This window comes from Niallia sp. 01092, assembly GCF_052318935.1.
Lineage (GTDB): Bacteria > Bacillota > Bacilli > Bacillales > Cytobacillaceae > Niallia.
The window spans coordinates 186,957-209,597 of record NZ_JBQRKO010000004.1 but is presented as its reverse complement, the minus strand read 5'-3'; the positions used below and the strand labels follow the sequence as shown (position 1 = coordinate 209,597).

At 34.9% G+C, this 22,641-nt stretch carries 20 protein-coding genes and 3 pseudogenes; 5 read left to right on the top strand and 18 right to left on the bottom strand.

Annotation, left to right across the window (positions count from 1 at the left end; all coding sequences use genetic code 11):
• Positions 1 to 30: 30 nt before the first annotated feature.
• Positions 31 to 1,464, top strand: coding sequence for an oligosaccharide flippase family protein (locus ACTXGU_RS06115; protein WP_443480599.1), 1,434 nt, complete (start codon positions 31 to 33; stop codon positions 1,462 to 1,464).
• A gap of 138 nt (positions 1,465 to 1,602) precedes the next feature.
• Here ACTXGU_RS06115 and murB read toward each other — a convergent pair whose 3' ends face one another.
• The 16 genes and pseudogenes from murB to ACTXGU_RS06035 all read right to left on the bottom strand — a co-directional run bounded on the left by murB (position 1,603) and on the right by ACTXGU_RS06035 (position 16,093).
• On the bottom strand, positions 1,603 to 2,514 hold the full coding sequence (gene murB, locus ACTXGU_RS06110) for a UDP-N-acetylmuramate dehydrogenase (RefSeq protein ID WP_443480626.1): 912 nt from the start codon (positions 2,512 to 2,514) through the stop codon (positions 1,603 to 1,605).
• 1,017 nt (positions 2,515 to 3,531) lie between these two features.
• A pseudogene (locus tag ACTXGU_RS06105) lies at positions 3,532 to 4,385 on the bottom strand (ABC transporter ATP-binding protein).
• A gap of 68 nt (positions 4,386 to 4,453) precedes the next feature.
• Positions 4,454 to 5,080, bottom strand: a pseudogene (locus ACTXGU_RS06100) (LysE family translocator).
• A gap of 101 nt (positions 5,081 to 5,181) precedes the next feature.
• Positions 5,182 to 5,532 (bottom strand): histidine kinase N-terminal 7TM domain-containing protein, encoded by a 351-nt coding sequence (locus ACTXGU_RS06095; RefSeq protein ID WP_443480625.1) that lies wholly within the window; start codon positions 5,530 to 5,532, stop codon positions 5,182 to 5,184.
• Positions 5,533 to 5,597: 65 nt separating this feature from the next.
• On the bottom strand, positions 5,598 to 6,995 hold the full coding sequence (locus ACTXGU_RS06090; protein ID WP_443480598.1) for a protoporphyrinogen oxidase: 1,398 nt from the start codon (positions 6,993 to 6,995) through the stop codon (positions 5,598 to 5,600).
• A 181-nt stretch (positions 6,996 to 7,176) separates the two neighbouring features.
• Positions 7,177 to 8,340, bottom strand: coding sequence for a teichuronic acid biosynthesis protein TuaH (gene tuaH / locus ACTXGU_RS06085; protein ID WP_443480597.1), 1,164 nt, complete (start codon positions 8,338 to 8,340; stop codon positions 7,177 to 7,179).
• A gap of 22 nt (positions 8,341 to 8,362) precedes the next feature.
• A complete protein-coding gene (gene tuaG / locus ACTXGU_RS06080; protein WP_443480596.1) occupies positions 8,363 to 9,121 on the bottom strand; it encodes a teichuronic acid biosynthesis protein TuaG in 759 nt (252 codons plus the stop codon).
• An 84-nt stretch (positions 9,122 to 9,205) separates the two neighbouring features.
• Positions 9,206 to 9,892, bottom strand: a complete 687-nt coding sequence (locus ACTXGU_RS06075; protein ID WP_443480595.1) for a hypothetical protein — start codon at positions 9,890 to 9,892, stop codon at positions 9,206 to 9,208.
• Positions 9,889 to 11,349 carry a teichuronic acid biosynthesis protein TuaE gene (gene tuaE, locus ACTXGU_RS06070; protein WP_443480594.1) on the bottom strand — a complete coding sequence of 487 codons (1,461 nt, stop codon included), beginning with the start codon at positions 11,347 to 11,349 and terminating at the stop codon, positions 9,889 to 9,891. The genes ACTXGU_RS06075 and tuaE overlap by 4 nt, the downstream gene beginning before the upstream one ends.
• 23 nt (positions 11,350 to 11,372) lie before the next feature.
• Positions 11,373 to 12,311 (bottom strand): NAD-dependent epimerase/dehydratase family protein, encoded by a 939-nt coding sequence (locus ACTXGU_RS06065; RefSeq protein WP_443480593.1) that lies wholly within the window; start codon positions 12,309 to 12,311, stop codon positions 11,373 to 11,375.
• A gap of 186 nt (positions 12,312 to 12,497) precedes the next feature.
• A pseudogene (locus ACTXGU_RS06060) lies at positions 12,498 to 12,644 on the bottom strand (glycosyltransferase); the annotation flags it as partial.
• A gap of 185 nt (positions 12,645 to 12,829) precedes the next feature.
• The gene (locus ACTXGU_RS06055) at positions 12,830 to 13,270 is read right to left on the bottom strand and encodes an oligosaccharide flippase family protein (RefSeq protein ID WP_443480624.1); all 441 of its coding nucleotides are present in this window, start codon (positions 13,268 to 13,270) and stop codon (positions 12,830 to 12,832) included.
• Between the two features lie 21 nt (positions 13,271 to 13,291).
• Positions 13,292 to 13,951, bottom strand: a complete 660-nt coding sequence (locus ACTXGU_RS06050) for a sugar transferase (protein WP_443480592.1) — start codon at positions 13,949 to 13,951, stop codon at positions 13,292 to 13,294.
• A 468-nt stretch (positions 13,952 to 14,419) separates the two neighbouring features.
• A complete protein-coding gene (locus ACTXGU_RS06045) occupies positions 14,420 to 15,223 on the bottom strand; it encodes a DUF4097 family beta strand repeat-containing protein (RefSeq protein ID WP_443480591.1) in 804 nt (267 codons plus the stop codon).
• Complete coding sequence (locus tag ACTXGU_RS06040; RefSeq protein WP_443480590.1) at positions 15,220 to 15,777, bottom strand: HAAS signaling domain-containing protein; 558 nt, start codon at positions 15,775 to 15,777, stop codon at positions 15,220 to 15,222. The genes ACTXGU_RS06045 and ACTXGU_RS06040 overlap by 4 nt, the downstream gene beginning before the upstream one ends.
• A complete protein-coding gene (locus ACTXGU_RS06035) occupies positions 15,770 to 16,093 on the bottom strand; it encodes a PadR family transcriptional regulator (protein ID WP_443480589.1) in 324 nt (107 codons plus the stop codon). Before ACTXGU_RS06035 ends, ACTXGU_RS06040 begins: the two co-directional genes overlap by 8 nt.
• Positions 16,094 to 16,656: 563 nt before the next feature.
• Between ACTXGU_RS06035 and ACTXGU_RS06030 the strand changes: the two genes are divergently transcribed.
• The 3 genes from ACTXGU_RS06030 (at position 16,657) to ACTXGU_RS06020 (ending at position 18,758) form a co-directional block, all read left to right on the top strand.
• The gene (locus tag ACTXGU_RS06030) at positions 16,657 to 17,538 is read left to right on the top strand and encodes a dihydrodipicolinate synthase family protein (RefSeq protein ID WP_443480588.1); all 882 of its coding nucleotides are present in this window, start codon (positions 16,657 to 16,659) and stop codon (positions 17,536 to 17,538) included.
• Between the two features lie 149 nt (positions 17,539 to 17,687).
• Positions 17,688 to 18,377, top strand: coding sequence for a metal-dependent hydrolase (locus ACTXGU_RS06025; protein WP_443480587.1), 690 nt, complete (start codon positions 17,688 to 17,690; stop codon positions 18,375 to 18,377).
• A gap of 135 nt (positions 18,378 to 18,512) precedes the next feature.
• The gene (locus ACTXGU_RS06020; RefSeq protein ID WP_443480586.1) at positions 18,513 to 18,758 is read left to right on the top strand and encodes a YkuS family protein; all 246 of its coding nucleotides are present in this window, start codon (positions 18,513 to 18,515) and stop codon (positions 18,756 to 18,758) included.
• Between the two features lie 140 nt (positions 18,759 to 18,898).
• Here the strand turns inward: ACTXGU_RS06020 and ACTXGU_RS06015 are convergent, their stop codons facing one another.
• Complete coding sequence (locus tag ACTXGU_RS06015) at positions 18,899 to 19,570, bottom strand: DUF975 family protein (protein ID WP_443480585.1); 672 nt, start codon at positions 19,568 to 19,570, stop codon at positions 18,899 to 18,901.
• 227 nt (positions 19,571 to 19,797) lie between these two features.
• Positions 19,798 to 20,724, bottom strand: coding sequence for a DMT family transporter (locus ACTXGU_RS06010; RefSeq protein WP_443480584.1), 927 nt, complete (start codon positions 20,722 to 20,724; stop codon positions 19,798 to 19,800).
• A gap of 387 nt (positions 20,725 to 21,111) precedes the next feature.
• On the opposite strand from ACTXGU_RS06010, the gene brnQ reads away from it, so the two are divergent.
• Positions 21,112 to 22,503 carry a branched-chain amino acid transport system II carrier protein gene (brnQ, locus tag ACTXGU_RS06005; protein ID WP_443480583.1) on the top strand — a complete coding sequence of 464 codons (1,392 nt, stop codon included), beginning with the start codon at positions 21,112 to 21,114 and terminating at the stop codon, positions 22,501 to 22,503.
• Positions 22,504 to 22,641 lie beyond the last annotated feature (138 nt).

Genomic DNA, 22,641 nt, shown 5'->3' with positions numbered 1-22,641 from the left:
ACAATAGATACCGATCTATTGCAAAATTGTATGAACCAAGTTATAAAAAAATTCATTGGTTTTTCTGTGGGACCTGTTTTGGGTGCGTTTATTGCATTTATCACGATACCATTAACGACTCATTTTGTTCATCCGGATGAATATGGAAAAGCAAGTATGTTTTTATTGCTTCAAATGGTTTTAGCGTCCTTCTTGTACCTAGGATTAGATCAATCGTATACAAGGGAGTATCATTCATCCAAAAATAAATTGCACTTATTTCAACAGGCAATACTTATCCCATTGGCAATAGCCGTTTTAATACTTTTGATTTCCATTATATTTTCCAGACAAATATCCGTTTGGCTATTCAGCAGTCCAAATCATATCATCCCAGTGATACTTATTGGTGTCATGGTCGTATTTATGGTAATCGAAAGGTTTATTTTGCTATCTATTCGGATGGAAGAAAAAGCGTTAGAATATTCCTTGCTTAATATTTTTGTTAAACTTTTTATGTTGATATTGACTTTAATTTTTGTCTTGTTTATTAGAAGAGATTTTCTGGCTGTCGTCTACTCTACTATTTTTGGACAAATTTTAGGCGACTTGTATTTAGTAATTAGGTACAGATATCTCTTTTCATTCAACCATTTTTCCGTTGATAAAGATATGCTGCGAAAAATGGTGATATTTGGGCTGCCGCTCGTTGTGGCTACTTCTTTAACAGGCTTATTAAACTCGCTTGATAGAATCTTTTTAAGAATTTGGAGTGACTATTATAATATCGGGATATTTACGGCAACGCTGAAAATAGCGGGAACATTGGCCATTATTAAAACTAGTTTTACTAGTTATTGGGTTCCGATGGCGTATAGATGGCATGAAGAAGGAAAAGAGCTGAAATATTATAAATTAATGAGTGATTCCATTTTATTGTTCATGTCTATTGTGTTTTTTGGTATTTTAATTTTTAAGGATTTTATAGCAGCTATTCTTTCAAGCGGCTATTCAGATTCGAAGTATCTTATTGCGTTTTTATGTCTGCAGCCTATTATGTATACAGTAAGTGAAACTACTTGTTTAGGGATTGTATTCTCTAGAAAAAGCTATCTGAATATTTGGGTTAGTGTCGTTTCGGTCATCCCGAATTTAATACTTAATATTCTATTAGTCCCTAAATTCGGGGCAACAGGGGCAGCTATCGCGACATCTGTATCCTATCTGTGTTTCTTTATTGCCAGAACTTATTTTTCCAATAAAAATGGCATGAAATTTTCAACGGTTAAACATCATCTTGTATTCTGCATCTTGTTAGTAAGTGCTGTTTTAAATGTATTTCATCTAAATTATATTATTCTATTTACGATATTACTAATGGTGATTGCCTTGCTGATTCAAGCATCTACTATTAAAGAGTTATTAAAAGTAAAGAGTGGAGTAAGGGAGGCTGACCCAATAGCCATCAAGTTAGAGAAAAAATGACCAGAGAGGCGGATAGTCTCTCGGTCATTTTTTGTTATCCTTATCGTAATTTAAGAAATCTTCATTCGCATTTAAATCATTGTATAACATTAAAAAAGCCTACCTTCCTATAAAATGCAATAGAAAGAACGCTGAAACTTATTCTTCCCCAATAATTCTTACTTCCGTTTCTAAGTCTACATCAAAATTCTTTTTTACTGTTTTTTGGACATGCTGAATTAAAGAGAGGTAGTCATTTGCTGTTGCATTTTCAACATTTACGATAAAACCAGCATGCTTCGTTGATACTTGTGCACCGCCGATTTTTGTCCCCTGCAGCCCACTGTCTTGTATTAATTTTCCTGCAAAGTGATTTGGCGGTCTTTTAAAGACACTTCCACAAGAAGGATATTCAAGCGGCTGCTTGGATTCACGCAAAAAAGTCAACTCATCCATCTTTGCTTTAATCGCTGCATGAGTTCCTTCCGTTAAGCAAAATGTGGCTTCTAATACAATAAAACCATTTTTTTGAATGCTGCTCGTTCTATATCCTAATTCTAAATCGTCTTTTGTCAACACCATCACTTCACCGGATTTTGTCAACACCTTTGCACTTTCTAAAACATCAGCTACTTCTCCGCCATACGCACCAGCGTTCATATATAAAGCACCACCAACAGAACCGGGAATTCCACAAGCAAACTCTAATCCTGTTAACCTTTGCTCTAAAGCAAATCTTGATGTTTCAATAATTGCTGCACCACACTGTGCAATTATTTTATTATCCTCTAATGTAATATCTGTTAACTTAGTTAAATTAAAGACAACCCCTCTTATTCCCCCATCTCTAATTAACACATTGGATCCGTTTCCTAATATCGTGATAGGAAGACCTTGTTTTAATGCATATTGATACGCATCTTGTATTTGCTCATATGTTGTAGGGAATAACAGAAAATCAGCTTTTCCGCCAATTTTAGTGTACGTATATTTATTTAAAGGTTCATCTATTTTAACATTCTCTACCGATAAAATTTCCATAAAGTCAGTAATTATTTTATTTTTTTCCATCATATCAACCTTTACCTTCTCTACATATTTGCTTCTATTGTATACCATTATGATAAAAGCGTACGACAAATGTAATCAAATTTATCTGACACTCCCATCGCTTAAGCAATGGGGTTCTGAAAAACTCTTGCTTCTCTTAATTCATACATGTACAAGTACATTCACACACTCCACACTCTTACTAGTGGACGGCTTGGGAATTAAGCACTGACATTAATAAACATTATGTTTAAAGGTTTATTCAGAACTTTCACAGCCAAAGCAACCTCTGTTACCATTTGCGACTGCATCTATGGTCCTCACAGACTCGGTAGGTCACACCGCCATTTTTGTTTTTTAAACTACTGCTGCAGCTTTCTTGTTTTTTAATTGAATGCCGGAATTTAACACTATTATACCTTGTTTCTCTATTCGTTCTACTTCTTTATCATGTAAAGATTAAACATTTCAAACGTCTTTTCACAACGCTTTCACGTTTTAATAGTTCTCCAAGACACGACTTACTTCTAAATCACTCTCTATATCTTTTATAATAGAAGGATTTGTCCATAATTCCATCGTTAATACGTAGGAAGGCGTTGTCTCCTTTACCATTACAAAACCCCATATCGAACATTTGTTTGCACAATAATTATAACATATAAAACAGGACAATTGTATCTTTTAACAAAATGTTCAAAAAAGAAAATTACTCCCACACCTGAAGGAATGGGCTTCCTTTGCCTAAAATTCTGTGAACTTTTTATATATCTTACATAAGAAAAGCGCAGGCGCCTTGCTCAGCCCCGAAGAAAAATGTTCTCTTGACTCAAAAAGTAAAATACACTTTTTGAGTCAAGAGGTTATCTTTCACAGGAGCTAGGCGCTGGCCGGCTAAATACGCAAAAAAGGAAAATCGACTAAGTACGCCACGTCCTGTACGTCGAAGCTAGACAGTTATCTAAGTTAAAACTCTTATGCTTTCTTATCTTTAAATATATGTTTTCGAATCTATTTCATGTTAAAAATTTCTATTTTTCACACACTAGCTGTAGCTTGTTTCAAAGTCTTATCTGCATGTGCTTCTATTAAGTCATAAGACAAACATACCGGTTTATTTGTTTTCGGATCTTTTACAATAACTGCTTCGATATGAAAAACATCTTTTAATACTTCAGACGTCATCACTTCATCTGCAGTTCCTTCTTTCATTAATGTCCCTTTATTCATGGCCACCATTCGATCAGAAAAACGAGCAGCATGATTTAAATCATGGATAACCATTACAATCGTTCTATTTTCCTCTTTATTTAGTTTTTTTAACAGCTGCAATACCTCTAATTGATGAGCCATATCTAAATACGTTGTCGGTTCATCTAAAATTAATAAATCTGTTTCTTGAGCAATGGCCATCGCTATCCACGCTCTTTGTCTTTGTCCGCCAGACAATTTATCGACATCTTGGTCCATTAAATCTTTTAAACCTGTTACTTGCAGTGACCATTCAATCACTTCTTTATCTTTTTCACTTAAGCGAGCAAAACCTCGTTGATGAGGTGAACGACCGTATGAAACCAAATCAAAAACAGTCAAACCAGCAGGTGCATCTGGTGATTGCGGCAGAACGGCCATCTTTTGGGCAATTTGCTTTGTAGGAATTTTATGTATTTGTTTCCCATCTAAATACACAAATCCTGACTTCGCTTTATGTATTCTTGCCAATGTTTTTAATTATGTATTCTTGCCAATGTTTTTAAAATAGTCGATTTCCCACATCCGTTAGGGCCAATAATCGTTGTTATTTTTCCGGCTTGAATGTCAAAGCTTAAATCTTTCACAATGATTTTTTCTTCATAACCAATTTTTAAATGTTCAGTTGAAAGTATATTCAAGGTGATTGCTCCTTTATTACGTTTTCGACATTTAAAAAACAGGAACAGCAAATACTGCTCCTGCCTTTTTATAAATTCCGTTTTGCTAATGCTAATTTTAATCCAAATCCTATTAATACGACACCTGTAATTCTATCCATCGCTTTTTGCACCTTAGCGGATAATAGCCATTCCCGCATAAAATGAATAAAAAAAACATATACAAAAAACCAGCTGATGGATAATAGTGTATAAACGATGCCCATTGTTATAAGCTGCCATGTAGTGCTTGTTCCAGGCTGGACAAATTGTGGTAAAAATGTGATGAAAAACATCGCCACTTTTGGGTTAAGGATATTGGATAATGCCCCTTGTTTAAAAGCAGACACTTTAGAATAGGACTGTTTTTTCTGCTCCACCCCTGTATTTTTTTTACTTTTATGTGTTAAAAAAGAGGATACCCCCAAATAAATTAAATAAATAGCACCAACATATTTAACAATTTCAAAAGCAAGTGCAGACTGCATTAGAATAGCCGATAAACCAAATGCCGCAGCAAATGTATGAACTAATGATCCTGTTGTAATTTCTTATGCAATTTTAAATCCATCTTTTTTGCCGCCCGAAATGGTTCGTTTTGTAATAAGCGCTGTATCTACACCAGGACTCATCACAACAAATAGTGATAATACAATAAAAGTAAAAAAGTTATCCATCTTCCTCACTCCTTAACTATTCGTTCCATCTAAATATTGGCTATATTCTAACATATTGAAATAGTATTTAATACCTTTTCTTAACAATTATCATTATTTCATTAGAAATCACACTTGCTAGCGGCTACGATAACCCCATCCCTCATACTCTCAAAAATATAATCCTTTGCAATCGGATTAATTACTAGCCAATGAGTTGAAATGATTGCCCATAAATACATGCAGGAAGTAAAAAACATCACAAAGGGGACAGGATCTATTCCTTTTGGTGTGATGCCAATTAAATAAGAAAAGGAAGCTAATACTTGTAAGATGATCCCTAATAATAATATTAATATTTGTTTCCACTGCTTTGTCCTCGTTTTTATCCAATGCCGGATAAGAAGAAGACCCCAATCACATAAGTTCCAAACGTATAACTGCCGTGGACAACATGGAAAATAATTTTTCATCAACAAACAAAAAACTGGTGATAAAAGATTACAGCATCTTCTATCACCAGTTTTTTATTCATGGATTAAACCTTTTGCAATAAAGCGTTGGCAACTTTTTCAGCAGTAGCTTCTCCATTCGCAATACACGCCGCTATTCCTACTCCATAATAAGAGCATCCTGCCAATAATACATCAGGATAAAGGCTCGCCAATTTAGATGTTAAATTGTCGATTGCTTCTTTATGATGTAAAGAATAAACCGGCATCAAGTTATTCCATTTTGTAATCTCATAACTTGTTGGTTTTACTTTAATGCTAAGGCTTTTTTCAATATCCTTTACTGCTACGTTTACTAGTTCTTCCTCTGTTAATTCATTCAAATACTCATAAGCTGGATTAGATTTTTTATAAAATACTCTAAGGAGCAATTGATTGTTTTTCGATGTATGTTTCCATTTTCTGCTCGTCCAAGTGCATGCATTACATGTTAATTCGCTATCCTCTGCGACAATAAAACCCGTCCCATCTTTAGGAAGAACATCGTCTGAAACATTATATGCTAAATACATGGTAATATTAGATGAATTTTCCAACTTGTTAAAATCTGTATCCAATTCTTTATTCGCCAACAGCTGTTGAGACACATCTTGTGGTGTTGTTAATATAACGGAGTCTGCTTCTATGTCTTCGTGATTAGAAAAAGATAATCGATAGTTGCGATTATTTTTATTAATTTTCGTAGTTTGTACCCCTTTTAAAATCGTTACATCAGTTAGTACTTCTTCTAATCGATTAATAATGGTGGATAACCCATTTTTAAAGGAAATAAATTTTTTATTGGCAGCAGATTGAAAGCTATTTTTATTTTTTGCTAACCCTTGAATAATGCTTCCGTATTCATTTTTATAATCTAATAAATACGGAAGAGTAGACGCCATCGTTAAAGAATCTAAATTTCCAGAATAAACACCTGCCAACACAGGAGCGATTTGTTTCTCTACTAATTCTTTTCCAAAAAAATACTCTAAAAATTCGCCAATCGACGTTTCTTTTGTAAAATGTTTATTCCGTTTAAATAGATCTTTTAACGCTTCTAATTTTCCTCTTGCAGAAACAAGTTCACTTGAAAATAATGAATCCAAACTCATAGGAATGCCAAAAATAGAGTCTTTAGGTATTTCTAAAAGCTTATCTTTTGTGTGGATATACGAGATTCCTGTCGCATTATAAACAAGCTCGTCTTCTAATTGAAGCTCCTTTACAAAGGGGAGCACATTTTTATTTCTGGCAACAATCGAATCCGCTCCCGTCTCCATAATAAAATTATCTTTTTCGATAGAATGTATTTTTCCGCCCAACGTCTCTTTTTCTTCTACTAAAAGAAGCTGCACATTTAAATTATTTTTTTGTTTTATTTTTTGCAAATAATACATCGTAGATAATCCAGTTATGCCTCCACCTACAACGACGATTTTTTTCAAACGATTCACTCCTAATTCCATTTAGTTATACGGTCATTATCCCATGTTTTATATCGATGAACAGCTAATCTTTTGTGTCTATTTGTTAACAATTATCTGTGGTTATTATAACGTAATCCAGTTTAAAGACAAAAAGCATCACCTCATCCGTAAGATGAAGTGATGCCTCTTTCAAAAACCTCTATTTGCTCGAAGCTATCTTTAGCATTTCGGCAAAGATATTATTCCAGTCTTTCGTCTTTGCTAATTGAATTCTTCTGTTAATTAAGCCTTTATTGTCCAATTCCTTCTCCAGCTCTTCACAAGCCTCAATAAAAACTTGGCTGCTTGATGTGTCAATAGAACTGTAAACTCCAGCCTCTTTGTATTGGTTGGTGGATGGTAAATGGACGCCAACTGCCGCTTTTCCTGCTGCCAAGAATTCAAACAGCTTCAGTGGAAAAATAGCTTTATTATAAAGAGATTGTTTATATGGCATCATCCCTATATCAATTAGATTCATATATAACGGAACGGTTTGCGGCGGAACACTCCCTGTCCACACTACATTTTCCTCCGTTAATAATTGCTGAAAATCATGGCTATTATTGGTGCCGTCTGGGCCAACAAATAAGAAAAACCAGTCTTTTTTTTGTTGAGCGACTTTTTTTATTAAAGCAAAATCTAGTTTAGGTTTAATTCCACCAATATAACCAAACACCGTTCCAGTCGCACTTTCAGGAAGAACGTTCTCCGCTTTTTCAGCCATTTGGAAAGAAGAAAATTCTACGCCGTTCTCATATATAGAGACATTTTTGCTCACTGGCACTCGTTCTAGTATTTTATTGTATAAATAGATAGACGTACAGGTGATATGATCTGCCTTTTTAATTATCTTTTCTTCGCTGCGATAAATCAGTTTTTGCCGAACAGCTGATAAAAACGACGATGTTCCATTGATTGGCTGTGACCACAAATCACTGCAATCATATAGGATTTTATCCCATGGAAATAGATCAGAAAGGGCAGAGAATGCTGGATACGTATACCAAAGCGTTAGTTTACATTCCTTCTTCCTTTTATTTAAATAAGCTAAGAGAGACTCTAGTTTTTTTTGATAAAAAAAAGAAAGAAAACGACTGAAACGAAAAAGTTTATTTTCACCTGCATCTGCTATAGGCCATTGTGTAATACCATTTTGCAGCTTTATTTGAGACGATTTATTGTTAGAAGCAGGGCATAGCCAAATAACTTCCTCTGAATCTTCCTGTTGCTGCAAGTATTCTGCAAGACGATGCCTACGATAACGCAATAAGTCTCCTGTCCATTCTCCAGTTGCAACAACTACATGGATGTTTTTTATCATTATTCCCTACTGCTCCTTATCGTTATAGTCTTTTGCGGACGGCATGAAATGCATAGTGAGAAAAACACCAAGTTGCTTGTAAGAAATTCAACTTTTCGATCTGACGGTAGACATACCATGTTTTTTGAGCTGCCTTCCACTTGTTCCCGGAGATAGATAAATTCCCTACTCTGTATTCTGCCAGCACTTCATTGATTCCGTATGCTTTATGCCCTTTTTTTAATATGCTTAACCATGTTGCCAAGTCTTGCCGAGTTCGAATATTTGGCATTTGGATAGAACCCGTTTTCATACGGTCAATAACAACTGTTAAACAGCCGACAATTGTATTTTTTAACATATCATGATATGAGACTTCTTTTGGTGCCGATATTATTTTTCCTAAAAGAACGGCATCTTCCGACATATACTCATATGCTGTGAAAGTAAATGCATATTGATGCTGTTTCATAAATCCCAGCTGCACAGATAATTTATTTGGTTTCCACTTGTCATCACTATCTAAAAAAGCAACAAATCTTCCTTTTGCATGCTCGAGTGCTTTATTTCTTGCTACTGCTGCTCCCCCGTTTTCCTTCTCGTAAAAGACATGTATTCTTTCATCTTCTTTTTCTACCTTCCGCAGCAAGCTTTGCGTTCCATCTGTTGAACAGTCATCGACAATGATCAATTCCCAATTTTTATACGTTTGTTTTAAAACAGATTGAACACTTGCTTGAATATACTTCTTGCAATTGTATGAAGGCATAATAATAGAAACTAGTTCTTTTTCATACTTCATCTGAAGACACCTTTCTTTTAGAGGTTGTTCAAAAAGCCACTAAATGATAGCTGCTAATCTCTTCGTTTGCTTTCTTCTTATTTGTTACCTTTTTGAACTCTCGCTTTTCGGATATCTTGTCTGCCTTTCCGGTATGAGCACCCAAAAGAAACTGAAAGTGATTCCTAATAAAGCACCTAAAATCCCTCTATCTTTTGCCGATAATTGTCTACCTTTCTCTAGTAGCACAACATCTTTAACTATCGAAGCAGGCATCGTATCTAGCTCGCTCATCTGTAAATCATATAAAAAACGCTGTTTATCAACAGCCGTTTCCGGACTGGCTTTGATTTTTTCTAAAGCTGTAATATTTTCATCAATTATCGACTTTTTTACAGCATAATGTTCATTATCTACCTTTAAAAATGCGTTAATGATGCTTGTTAAGTGTGCTGTCGAATCTGCTTCGGAGTCGCTTGTATACGTAAAATGAAGGGTATTATTGGTAGAAGCAGTTACACTCAAAGATTGATCGAGAGTTTCATACCAACTTTTATCAATATATTGATCGTAAAACCCTTTATTCGTTATCATCTGTATTACTTGTACGGTATTATTAAAGGCAGGGTTATCATAGCTTCCTAACTTTACATCCGCTTCCGTTGTAAAGGTTTGCTTTTCCTTTCCAAAGGGTATCAGTGCACCAATCAGGCTGCACATAATAATCACGCCTAAACATAACCATATATATTTTTTCAAACGTTGAGCTACTCTAACAATAATTTCTTTCATTTCAAAACATACTCCCTCGTTCTTTTTTGTTTCCGCTTTTTTAAAACTGATATGGCAGCAAGAACAAATCCTAAAAACACCCAATGGAAATAAAGATTGCTAACCGAGCTTGGGCTGATGCTTGAAACAAGAAAAGCGATTTGAGCTGTTAAACATGCTTCTAATAACATCTTGTATGTTGGACTGTTAGATAACTCATATAGTTTATATAAAGAGAAACAGAGGTAGAAAATAATACTGATATAGCCTAACAAGATGAATATTCCGAAATTCCCAATAATCTCTGCTAACCAGTTATGAACTTGCCACACATTCCCAGTAGGGAAAATGGGGTATTTTTCTAAATAATAGGGTAGATTACCTGCACCTACGCCTATTCCATATGAATCGAGCACATAATAAAAAGTGTTTTTTAATAAATTAATTCTTGCTAAATTAGAAGGAAGCGGCTCTGTCCCCCCATAACTTGCTGAAAGCATCGTCCATTCTTCCATTTTATTGATGACTTTAGGAACAGCGATTAACATACCAGCTATAGCACCAAAAACGGCGGCACTGCCGATTATTTTTTTTATCTTTTTATTTAACAATAAAAAGAAATAAACACAAAGGCCAACGATAATCGCTAATAAACTAGCACGGGATTCTGTTAAGTAAATAACATAAGCCGAAACACATCCTAAAATTAAAGAAACGTTTCTGATCCATACACTGCTGCTGTTTCTTGCAGCAGCTATATAAAAAAAGAAAGAAATAGATAAAAAGGTGGCAAAATCGTTTTGATTAAAAAATACGGCCGTTGGGTAGGAAAGCTTATAGCTTGGTCCACCATAAAGACTAGAACTTGGGAGCTGAATTTGCATAAAATGATTGATTAACCCAAGTACCAACAGAACGGCCGTCATGCCCATCCATATTCCGTAAAAAACAAGCACTTGAGAAATTCTTGTAAATAGTATGTTGACTAAATACATAAACAAGATGCCGATTGTCAGCAGCATCATATATTTGACTGCATCCATTACAGATTTTGACCAAAGAATAGAAATGCTGCCGTAACAAAACCATATACATAAAAACAACCAGACACCCTTTAATGGGAGCTTCTCAAAATCTTTTACAAGCCGTTTTTCCTTGATGCTATATAAAAGATACATAACAACTGCTACAATCAACATAAATCGATAAAAAAACAAATTAAAAAAACCAATATTTATACTAAAAACTGACTGATTAAGAAAGGTGGCAGCAACTAATATATACATGACACCTCTCAACTGTTGCCCTGTTGTAAAAACTGAATGCATATAGGTAATTACTACAAATGCGATCCATACTGCTGAAAAAACAAACAGCCATTTTATTTCCAACTGAAAGAAGGTAACGAAAAAAGATACAATGACAAACAGAAGGATGGATGCACCTATTGTCTGGCGAACCGTTTGATTACTTTCCATGTACTTCATATCCTTCCATTTAATCACTTTAATTGCTGCAATAGTTGTTTAGAATACAACAATGTTTCTCTTAAACCAATATCCATGCTTGTTTTTGGAGCCCAGTCCAATACCTTTTTCGTTTCATTGTTACATAATAAGCTATGGCGAATATCCCCTGCTCTTTCTTGTTCATACTTTACTTGAACCTCTTCTACAAACGCAGCCTCTTTCATTTTTGTCCATAGTTCATTTACAGAAATGGCCGTATTGGAAGAAACATTCACACAAATGTTTCCAATTGTATTTAATGCTTTAACATTTGCAGCGGCCACATCTTTTACATAAATAAAATCCCTCGTTTGCTCTCCATCTCCGTATACGATCAGATCTTTGTTTTCGCTTAGTCTTTCTGCAAAAATGGAAACAACGCCGCCTTCCCCTTTGGCGTCCTGCCTTGGGCCATAGACATTGCTGTATCGAAGTATGCTGTATGGCAGTTGATAAAATTTATAAGCCATCTTTAAATATTTTTCTACTGTCAGTTTCGTTAACCCATATGGTGATTCTGGCACGGTCGGATGTTCTGTTGTTACTGGCAAATATAGCGGATTTCCATAAACCGCAGCTGATGATGCAAATACTAATTTTTGAACAGAAGCCTTTACAGCTGCTTTCATTACATGAAGAGATCCTTTAACATTCACGTTTTCATCATGTAATATATTGTGCACGGAATCTGCAACACTCACTTGTGCTGCTTGATGAATAATATAATTAGGTTCTAATGATGCAATAAAATCAATAATTTTCGGATTAGTAATATCATATTGGTAAATTTCAACAGGAAGATGTGCAATATTACTGTATGAACCTGTAGAAAAATTATCGATGACGATTACTTTATATCCCTTTTCCAGCAGTTCTTCTGCAATATGTGATCCTATAAAACCTGCTCCACCCGTTACAACCACTTTATTCATCCTTCATCCTCCTAAAATCTCCTGTTATGATTTCTTATCACACTTGTGAAATGAGTGTTCAGGCTGTCGACAAACGCTTTCGATCAGTCTGAACGTTTTGCAAATTGTAAATTGTCTACACTCTGACCACTTGTGAAATGAGTGTTCTATAGTAATACATGTTCAAACTGTCCAAAATTAATCAGGAACTCCTCCAACAAGTGTACAAACAACGGGTATTTTTAACGAAAGTGCCTCTATGACAACAGTTGGCATTCCTTCTGTATAGGAAGGCAAAGCAAAAATATCACTAGCAGACAAATACTCTGCTACCCTATCATTTTGAAGCTCTCCCAGGCTGTTGTTAATTAGGATACACACTTGTAATCCATAAAACTTTTATAACCATCTTCCCATCACAAAATTAATAAAGCTTATCGCGGTATAGGTTCACGCAACAACTTCTAATTGATTCGTTAATACAACTGCAAATAAGGTGATGCCGTATAAAAACATAACGGCAGTATCCCAATAAAACGCTATATTTTAGCAGTTTCTATTTTTCCTATTTTTTGAAAAAATAGGTCCTTCTGCAATAAATATAGTGCCTGCTGGCCAATTGGCGCCAATAAAAATAGAAGAGCAATTAGCCTGACATCAGGAGTTAATGCCTCTTCGTCAAAAAAGTTTACTAGAATTGGACTGCTCAGCTGCAAGCCTAAAAATAGAAAAATGCCGAGCACAATATTCAACCAAAACAACGTGGACAGCTGCTTGTGGGATGCTTGTTCTTTTTGAATAATGGCAGATCCTAGGCCAAGGTCCAATATTATTTGTGAAAACATAATAATCGTCGTAAGCATGCCGACCGTGCCAAATTCATGAACAGTTAAGGTATTTCCAAGCAGCCAAAATTGCATTATTTGTATTACTGTAATAATAATGGTGGAAAAACTAGTCCACTTCGCACCATTTGTTATTTATTTTTTTACAGAGAACAATTAACGAGCACCTTCTCCTGTTAAAATAACCTTTATTGTTTTAACTAAAATTTTCAGTTCTAATTTAAAGGTTAAATTACCTATATATTCCATATCATATTTTAGTTTTTCTTTTGGTGTGATATCGTAACCACCATTTACTTGCGCTAATCCGGTTAATCCAGGCTTTACAATAAGACGATTGGAAAACCCAGCAATTTCACTGTCGAACTTCGCTGTAAAATAAGGTCTCTCAGGCCTTGGGCCAATAAGGGACATATCTCCTTTTAATACAGATAGTAGTTGGGGCAATTCATCGATTCGCGTTTTTCGGATAAAAGCACCCACTTTTGTCACCCTTGGATCATTGGCTTCTGCCCATTTAGCGCCATCTTTCTCAGCATCATTTCTCATCGAACGAAGCTTGATTAAATTAAAATATTTGCCTCCTTTTCCTACTCTTTGCTGTACATAAAAAGGAGATCCTGGCGTTTCTATTACAATTAATACAGCAAATAACAGCAAGATTGGTAAGGAAACAACAATACCAATTGTGGCTAAAACGAAATCCAACGCTCTTTTCACATACAAATAATATTCCACTTGTTTAGGCAAGGATATTTTAGAAGCTTGGACGAACGAATAATCGTGAAAGACATTGAAACTCTTTTCTTCACGCATAATGCTTCACCTCATAGATTCAATTGATGTAATGGCAAACCTTTCTGTTAAGTATAGGCGGTGATTATGTAGGAATCGTTTAGGAAACATAAAAGAATGGTAAATGTTTGTAAACTTTTTTGAAGAATGTTACAGGCAGGTAACTTCCTTTCGATTTAAGGGGATAATAAAAAAAAGGCTGTTTTCGTATAGATTGTTGCTTTTAAACGCGCAGCCTGAATACACTTCGCTTTCCGTGGGCGAGCGTCGAGCCTCCTCGTCGCATACGCTCCTGTGGGGTCTCGTCTTTCTCGCATTCCCACAGGAGTCTACGTGTATTCAGTCTGCTGGATACTTTTCTCTCATTTTTTCACGTAAAAAACAACAAACATTTAGAAAACAGCCTAAAAAAAAGAGGCTTCTATTAGAGAAGACCCCGAGTGTACATATTGCTTATTTTTCATGTAGATAAAAAATACTTGTCAAAATCTATTCATGTGTTACTTCAATACTTCCATTACTTGTTTTTAACTTAATTAAATATTCTCCTTTTCCAACTACAGTATGATCATCATTCTTTCCAAAAACATCAACACTTCCATTATTTGTATCTATATCAAAAGTTGCATTTTTAGGCTCTTTTTCTGATTCAATTGTAATGCTTCCATTATAACTTCTGAGATTAACATCCCGGTCTAAATGATCTGTCAGCAATTCAATTCTTCCATTACTAGTTTCTCCGTTAACAGTTCCTGTCACATCATTTAATAAGATTCGTCCATTATTTGTTGTTGCTTCTACATCACTTGCTGCTATCTTTTTTAATTCTATTCTGCCGTTAGATGTATGAATATCTGCCTTGGTCACGCTAACATCCTCAACATCTACTCTTCCGTTTAAATTGGTAATATTCAGCTTATCGTATTGCTTTGTAGGAAGATATACTTTCATCTCCAATGTTTTATAGAAGAAATTAAACATAACTAGCTGCGGTTGACTATGCCTTAACTTGATGTTTAATCTTTTCCCTTCTATATTTGCAGTAAAGTTCAGCTTGCTGCTTTCTTGTTTTATTCCGTTCAGTTCTACCGTCGCTTTCATATCTTGTGTAGGGATAACCTCAACTTTTGCATCATCGGAATCTATATAGATTTCATTAAAATCAGTACGTTCTATTACTTTTGTTTCTGCTACTGTTTGTTTTGCCTTTTGCTGTTTAAAGGTACTTGCAGCACCTACTAAACCAACTATTAATAAACAAGCAGCAAAAAGACTTAATTTTTTTCTATTCATTTTCTCAACCCACCTTTTACTAGTGATGCATTAAACTTTAAATAACGGACAAATACTCGAATCAACACTTTTGTAATGATTTGCATTCCCATAAATAGAAATATTCCTAGACCACAATAGGCTAATGAAAGAAAAAATGAAAACCACTGAAGGGAAACGGAACTGACTATAATATTGACAAAAATAAGCAACGGTGCAAAAATTCCTATAATACTAACAAGCCACCCTGATAAAATAACAGAAACAAGTGCAATAAAAGGAGCCAATACAATCATCAAATTAAAGAAGCCTAAACCAATCACTGCCCATAATGCGCGCATAATATTTCCTAGTGATGCGGCATTTCCTACTTTTTCAATATGATAGTTCGCTAAAATTTCTTTTGCAATTGTTTTTGGCGACCCTAAAGTGGCGGCTATTTCTTCTTCTGTTTTCCCCTCTTCTTCTCCAAAACGAAAATGTTCTTCATAATCTTGTAAAATATCTTCTCGCTCCAATTTTTTCAAATTCTTTAACTGAGAAGATAATTCGTTTAGAAATTGTACTTTATTCATAATTAACTCCTTCTTTTATTAATGTATTAACCCCTTTTGAAAATTGGTTCCACTCTTCAAGAAGTTGATGCAGATACTTTCTGCCTTTATCTGTTAATGCATAATACTTTCGCGACGGACCTTCTGTTGATTCTTGTAAATAGGTTGTAAAATACTCTTCTTTTGTCAACCTTCTAAGAAGGGGATAAACGGAACCTTCTGATATCTCAATTTGATCAGAAATTTTTTGTACCAGTTCATACCCATAACGATCCTGTTTATCTAAAAGAACCAGTACGCATAACTCTAAAACACCTTTTTTAAATTGAACGTTCAAGAAACAGCCTCCTTCCTTGCTTTTATTTCGGTACTATATAATGTGTAGTACTGGTTTATACTAAATATTTCCTAATTTCAATATAACACCTACTATTGTTCAATGCAAGGTACTGAATAAAAAATAATTAATATATGGCATTAGCAGCTCCACCAAATCTCAAAAGAAGTCTCCTCTTTTTAATAAAAATTCCTTTCATTCTATCGTTCATTTTGTTCCATTAATAGCTGGGGTTTCAGCGTCCTCTTTTATTTTGGCTGTTTTCGTAAAGAATGTCGCTTTTAAACGCGCAGCCTGAATACACTTCGCTTTCCGTGGGCGAGCGTCGAGCCTTCTCGTCGCATACGCTCCTGTGGCGCCAGAGTCTTTCTCGCATTCCCACAGGAGTCTACGTGTATTCAGTCTGCTGAGTACTGCTTCTCCCATTTTTTTCCGTGAAAAACAACAAACTTTGAGAAAACAGCCTTTATTTTCAATCATTCAAATATCTAAATTATTTTATATCGATTTAAGAAATGTATTAATATAGGTACTATATACTTTTTTTGCAAGGAGGAAAAACCATGAAACATCCATTTATCCCTTTTAGCGTAGCAATGGTTACCCCGTTTTCTTCTAAAGGCGAACTTGATTTTGAAGGAATTTCATCGTTAATTGACTATTATAAAAAACAGGAAGTTCCAGCTTTGCTTATCAGCGGCTCAACAGGTGAACAACATTCGATGACGATCCAAGAACGATGCGATTTCTTTTCAGCAGTAAAACAAGAAGCAAAACAAGATTTGCTTCTGTACGGTGGAGTGGCAGCTGTGCAAACAAAAGATGCTGTCACACTTGCTCGTGCTGCTGATAAAGCCGAACTAGATGCGATTATGCTAGGTTTTCCGCCATATGTAAGAATCAGTCAGCAGGAAGCATTTCACTATGTAAAAGCTATTTGTGCCGCTACCTCCTTACCTATCATGCTTTATAATAACCCACCGCGAACAGGCTTTCATTTAGAAACAAATACAGTATTTAAGTTAGTAGAAGCATTTCCGCAAATTAAGGCATTAAAAGAAGCAGGTGATCCCACTACAGTAAAAACAGTAAAGAAGCAACTTGGCGAAGACTTTATGATCCTATCGGGAACTGATTTAGCACTAATAGAAAATGCTGAATTCGGATATGATGGCATCACCAGCATTATTGGCAATATTTTTCCGAAAGAAGTGCAACCAATAATTACAGCATTGCAAAAAAAAGATAAAGCAGAGGCGACTAAATTATTTACACCTATAAAACAAGCAGCATCTGATATTATCGATCTTGGAGCATTGCGCACCATTAAGTATTTATTAACCTTAAAAGGAGTACACGCAGGAATCTGCCGAGAGCCTTTATCTACTTTAAATGCAGAAGAAAAAGAATTAGCCGCTGCTAATTTGCAAAAAATAACAACATAAGAAGATGCAGACTAATATTATCTATTTAAGGGCATATCAATAAAGATGATACGTTTATACAATAAGCTGAGGGATATATTCGATTTTTTTCGATTCAATGCTAGTTGATTTTTAACATTCTAATTTCTGTATGAAGGAGATGTTCGTTTATGAAAATCACGTTTCATGGCCAGTCGACAATCGAAATTTTTACAAATGGAAAGTCCCTTATCATTGATCCATTTATAAGCGGGAACCCATCAGCAAAAACAAAAGTTGAAGACATCAAAACAAACGCCGTTCTTTTAACACATGCACATAAGGATCATATATTAGATGCTGCACCAATTGCTAAAGCAAATAATGCACCTGTTATTGCCAATCCTGAACTTGCTGCCTATATGTCATGGAAAGGTGTCAAAACGATCGGCATGAATATTGGTGGTACGTTTGATTTAGGATTTGCAACAGCAAAAATGACACATGCTTTTCATAGCTCTGGAATAGTTGATGAAGAAAATCACAACATTTTATACGGAGGTATGCCTAGTGGGTATATTATTAAAGCAGAAGGTTATACCATCCTTCATGCAGGTGATACCGGCCTTTTTAGGGATATGAAAACTATCGGGGATAGACATCCTATTGATATCGCCTTCCTCCCGATAGGTGATCACTACACAATGGGACCAGAAGACGCAATTCAAGCTGCTGAATGGTATAACGCAAAACTTGTTGTTCCTATTCATTACAATACGTTTCCTGTTATAAAACAAGATGGCGAAGCATTTGTGAAAAAACTAAAAGAACGCGGCTTAACAGGAAAAGTATTAAATATTGGAGAATCGATTGAATTATAAGCTTACGTTAATTTTCCGTTAAATTGAATAAAAAAACTAGGATTGTATCTAATTCTACATGTTCTCTTCTTCAGATTTTTTTAAGAATAATTTTCTTTCCAAATGGAAAAGTTAAATTTGGAGGAGGTGTTACATATGGCAAAAGTTGGAGTGGAGCAATCTCTATCGAATATTTCAGAAGCACTAAAGAATAAAGGCTATGATGTAGTAGAACTAAAACAGGAATCTGATGCAAATGGATGTGACTGCTGTGTCGTTTCAGGCGGTGATTCTAACGTGATGGGCATGCAGGATACCGAAATGCAAGGATCTGTTATTGAAGCAAGCGGGCTTTCTGCAGAAGAAGTTTGCTCACAGGTTGATCAAAGAATTGGTAAATAATCTTATTATGTTCGCAATCAAAAAGGGACTTCTAGGCAGTCGAAATAACCGGCTTAGAAAGTCCTTTTTCTATTTTTTCCTAAATATTTAAGGAAATGCAGCTTAAAACATCTGAGCGTATACTTAAGATATATCTAACATCATATTAATTCTGAATCTAGATTTTCTTTATCTGCTATTACCTCATCGTAAAAAGCTGCTAATGATGCACTAATATATGGAGCTAACCATAAAAAACCAATACCAATTGTTATTAAACATAATATCGCCCATCCGATAAAACTAAGATTTAAAAGAAAATATTTCCATTTATATCCTTTCATTCTTTTTCTGCTCTCTGTAATGGCCTGGGTAACTGTATATTCCGGATGATCTTTTAGCAGGAAAAACGTTTGAGAATACGCGAAACTTTTTATAATTCCAGGGATAATAAATAATAAGAACCATAAGAACAGAAATATTCCTTGTACGATAGATGCCCATATTAGTTTTAACGAGGTTTTTACATCTTTATAAACAATAAATACATCCGCTATTTGGGCAAAATCCTCTCTCATTATCCTTAAATAAAACCAAGTATAAGCTATGCCTAATGGAATTAGGATAATACTAATGACCGTACTAGCAATGCTTGCTCCAATTGGGATATCCTTTTGCAAAATCCAATTAGAAAAACCTCCACTTAACGGAGCCTCCACAATTGATGGCAATATGGCATTTATTAAAAAAACAATAACGGTTAATAAAACCCCTTTCCCCCAGTTTCCACTTAACGATGCTCTAGCTGTTCTTTTTAATTCTGAAATACTCAATCTTTAACTCCTCCTTTAAAGTTAATTCATACCATAACATAAAGGATTTTGTTTCTTAACGCAAAAAAATTCTCTTGTTAGGGTATGTCAAGATTGTCTCTGTTTTATTTTATTTTTATACCTCTATAATTATTCTAAAAATTAGGAAGTTACAATTTTGAAAAGAAGGTCCTGAAAAGGTTAAAAATATTCTTTTGAATACAATAAAAGCAGCGAACTAATGGCGTTCACTGCTCCAATGTATTACGTATTAACTTTTCAGGTTGACTACTTGCTGATTTTTTCCACTGTGTACCTTTCTTAAAAAAGGCAAATAAATAACATCCAGCTATAACAACGATGCTTCCAGCTCCTTGTATCCAAATCATTTTTTCTCCTAAAATTAAATAAGCAAGCATTGCTGTAAAGATTGGATTAAAATTCAAAAATAGTCCGCTTGTTGTAGCGCCAATTTTCTGTACCCCGATATTCCATAAAACCATACATATTACAGTAGACAAACCTGTAAACAACATGGCTAAAATAAAAGAACTATTTATGTTCTTTACAGTAAAAGTTAGTATATTAAATGGTAAAATAACGATTACACCAAATAAGCCTGAATAAAAGGTAGACATTAACGGACTAATATTTTTTGTCATTGCCCATTTGCTGCAAACAGAGTAAATTCCCCAAATACAAACCGCACAAATCATATACAGATCTCCTGTATTTAATTGAAAACTCACTAATAACTTCATATTTCCTTTTGTCAGCACTAAAATCACGCCTAAAAAAGACAATAACATCGCAAATATTTGCAAAATATTTATTTTTTCTTTTAAAAATAAAAAAGAACAAACGGCAATCGTCATCGTATTTAATGTAGAAATTAACCCAACATTTGTTGCTGAAGTTTTATGCAATGCCACAAATTGTAGTAAATTAAAAATGACAACACCTGTTAATCCCATCAAAAACAAAGGAAAAATAGCTCCTTTTGGAGGCAGTAGCCTTTTTTCTTTCCACCATACTAATGGCAACAGGCACAAAACGGCAATAATCCACCTTAAGCTAGTTAATGTCATCGGCGATGCGTGACCAACAAGTAACTTTCCAATTACAAAATTCCCTCCAAACAATAAACTCGTTATAAGCAAAAATAAATATGCCATATCCTTGTTCTCCTTTTTTCATACCTTATCAATGACATACATAATCACGAAATCATTACTAATATCTTACCACTTTCATCTACTAAACTATATAAAGTTTTATCTGTAAAATATGAAATTCAACAAACTAACAATATATTAGAAAAGTAAGAAAAAACACAATAAACTTTTAAATTGACGTGTATTTAAGAGCTTGTTACTATTTCTCCTAATAGATCGGTAAATAAAACGGATCGGTTAAAACTTTCAAAACACACATTAAAAATTCCTTAACTTTACTTTTTCGGAATAATTTCCATAAAAGTCTTTTGAATTGTTATACACCATAATTTCGCCGTTTATCAACGATAAGGGTGTACAGAATATCATCATATGTGGAGGTCAGCTATGAAAAAGAACTTATCCTTTTCATCGTATTTAGTTATCGGAACCATGTTATTCGGTTTATTTTTCGGTGCAGGAAACCTAATTTTCCCTGCGCAATTAGGTCAAGAGGCCGGAAGTCACGTTTGGATTGCCATTCTAGGATTTTTAGTTACTGGAATCGGACTTCCTTTTTTAGGAATTTTTGCGATGGGGATTTCAGGAAGCAACAAATTACAAGATTTAGCAAGTCGTGTTCATCCAGTGTATGGTCTTGTTTTTACGATAGCCTTATATTTAACCATTGGACCATTTTTCGCATTGCCGCGAACAGGGACCGTTTCTTATGAAATAGGGATTTCCCCATTTCTTGATCCGTCACATTACCAGATTGGATTAGCGGTTTTTACAACGCTTTACTTTTTAGCAGTACTTTGGTTTTCATTAAACCCAGCTAAAATAATCGTTTGGGTCGGAAAAGTTTTAACACCTGTTTTCTTAGTGTTTCTTGGTGCTTTAATCGTTACAGCAATTGCAAATCCTGTCGGTACAATCGGAGAACCGCATGGCGTTTATGCCCATCAAGCATTTTTTAAAGGATTTACAGAAGGCTACAATACAATGGATGCCCTAGCTTCACTAGCTTTTGGAATTATTGTCGTACAAGCTGTCAAAGGCTTCGGCGTAACAAAACCCGCACAGATTGTAGCTGCTACTGCTAAAGCAGGGTTAATCGGTGTACTGCTCATGGCTGTAATTTATGTAAGTGTGGCTTATATGGGAGCAACTACAACAGAAACTTTTGGATTATTTGATAATGGCGGACAAGTATTTTCTCAGTTATCGAAGCATTTCTTTGGCCCATTTGGCAGTATATTACTTGCAATCATCATTATTCTTGCATGTTTGAAAACAGGGATCGGTTTAACAACAGCTTGTGCTGAATGCTTTCATCAATTATTCCCTCGTATTTCTTATAAAATGTTTGTCATTTTATTCTGTGTCTTTTCAGGTGTGGTTGCCAACGTTGGATTAACAAATATAATTAAATTCGCTGTTCCTGTGTTGGTGATGCTCTATCCACTAGCCATTACATTAATGTTTCTCACCTTTTTATCGCCGCTGTTTAAACATCGTCGTGTCGTATATGTTATAACGACATTATTTACAGCTGTAATAAGTATCGTTGATGGCTTAAATGCAGCAGCTGTTAAATTAGAAACAGATGCATTGTCCTTAATTGACCCAATCACAGCTTTTTTTGCAAATAACTTGCCATTATACAGCGAGGGACTTGGCTGGGTAATGCTTAGCATGACAGGACTTGTACTTGGTTGGATTGTGAGTCTCATTACAAAAAGAAAAGCCAGTATACAGAGTAATAGTAATTTTTCACGAAAAGCGTCTACCAATTAAAGAGGTAGATGCTTTTTTGGAATAAAAAGAGTCGAAGTAATTATAGAAGCATTATCGTCCGTCACTCCTATTTCTCTTACTCATTGCGTCGCTACCAAAGTATACCACTTGTTTATTTTAATTGGTTACTATCCCCTG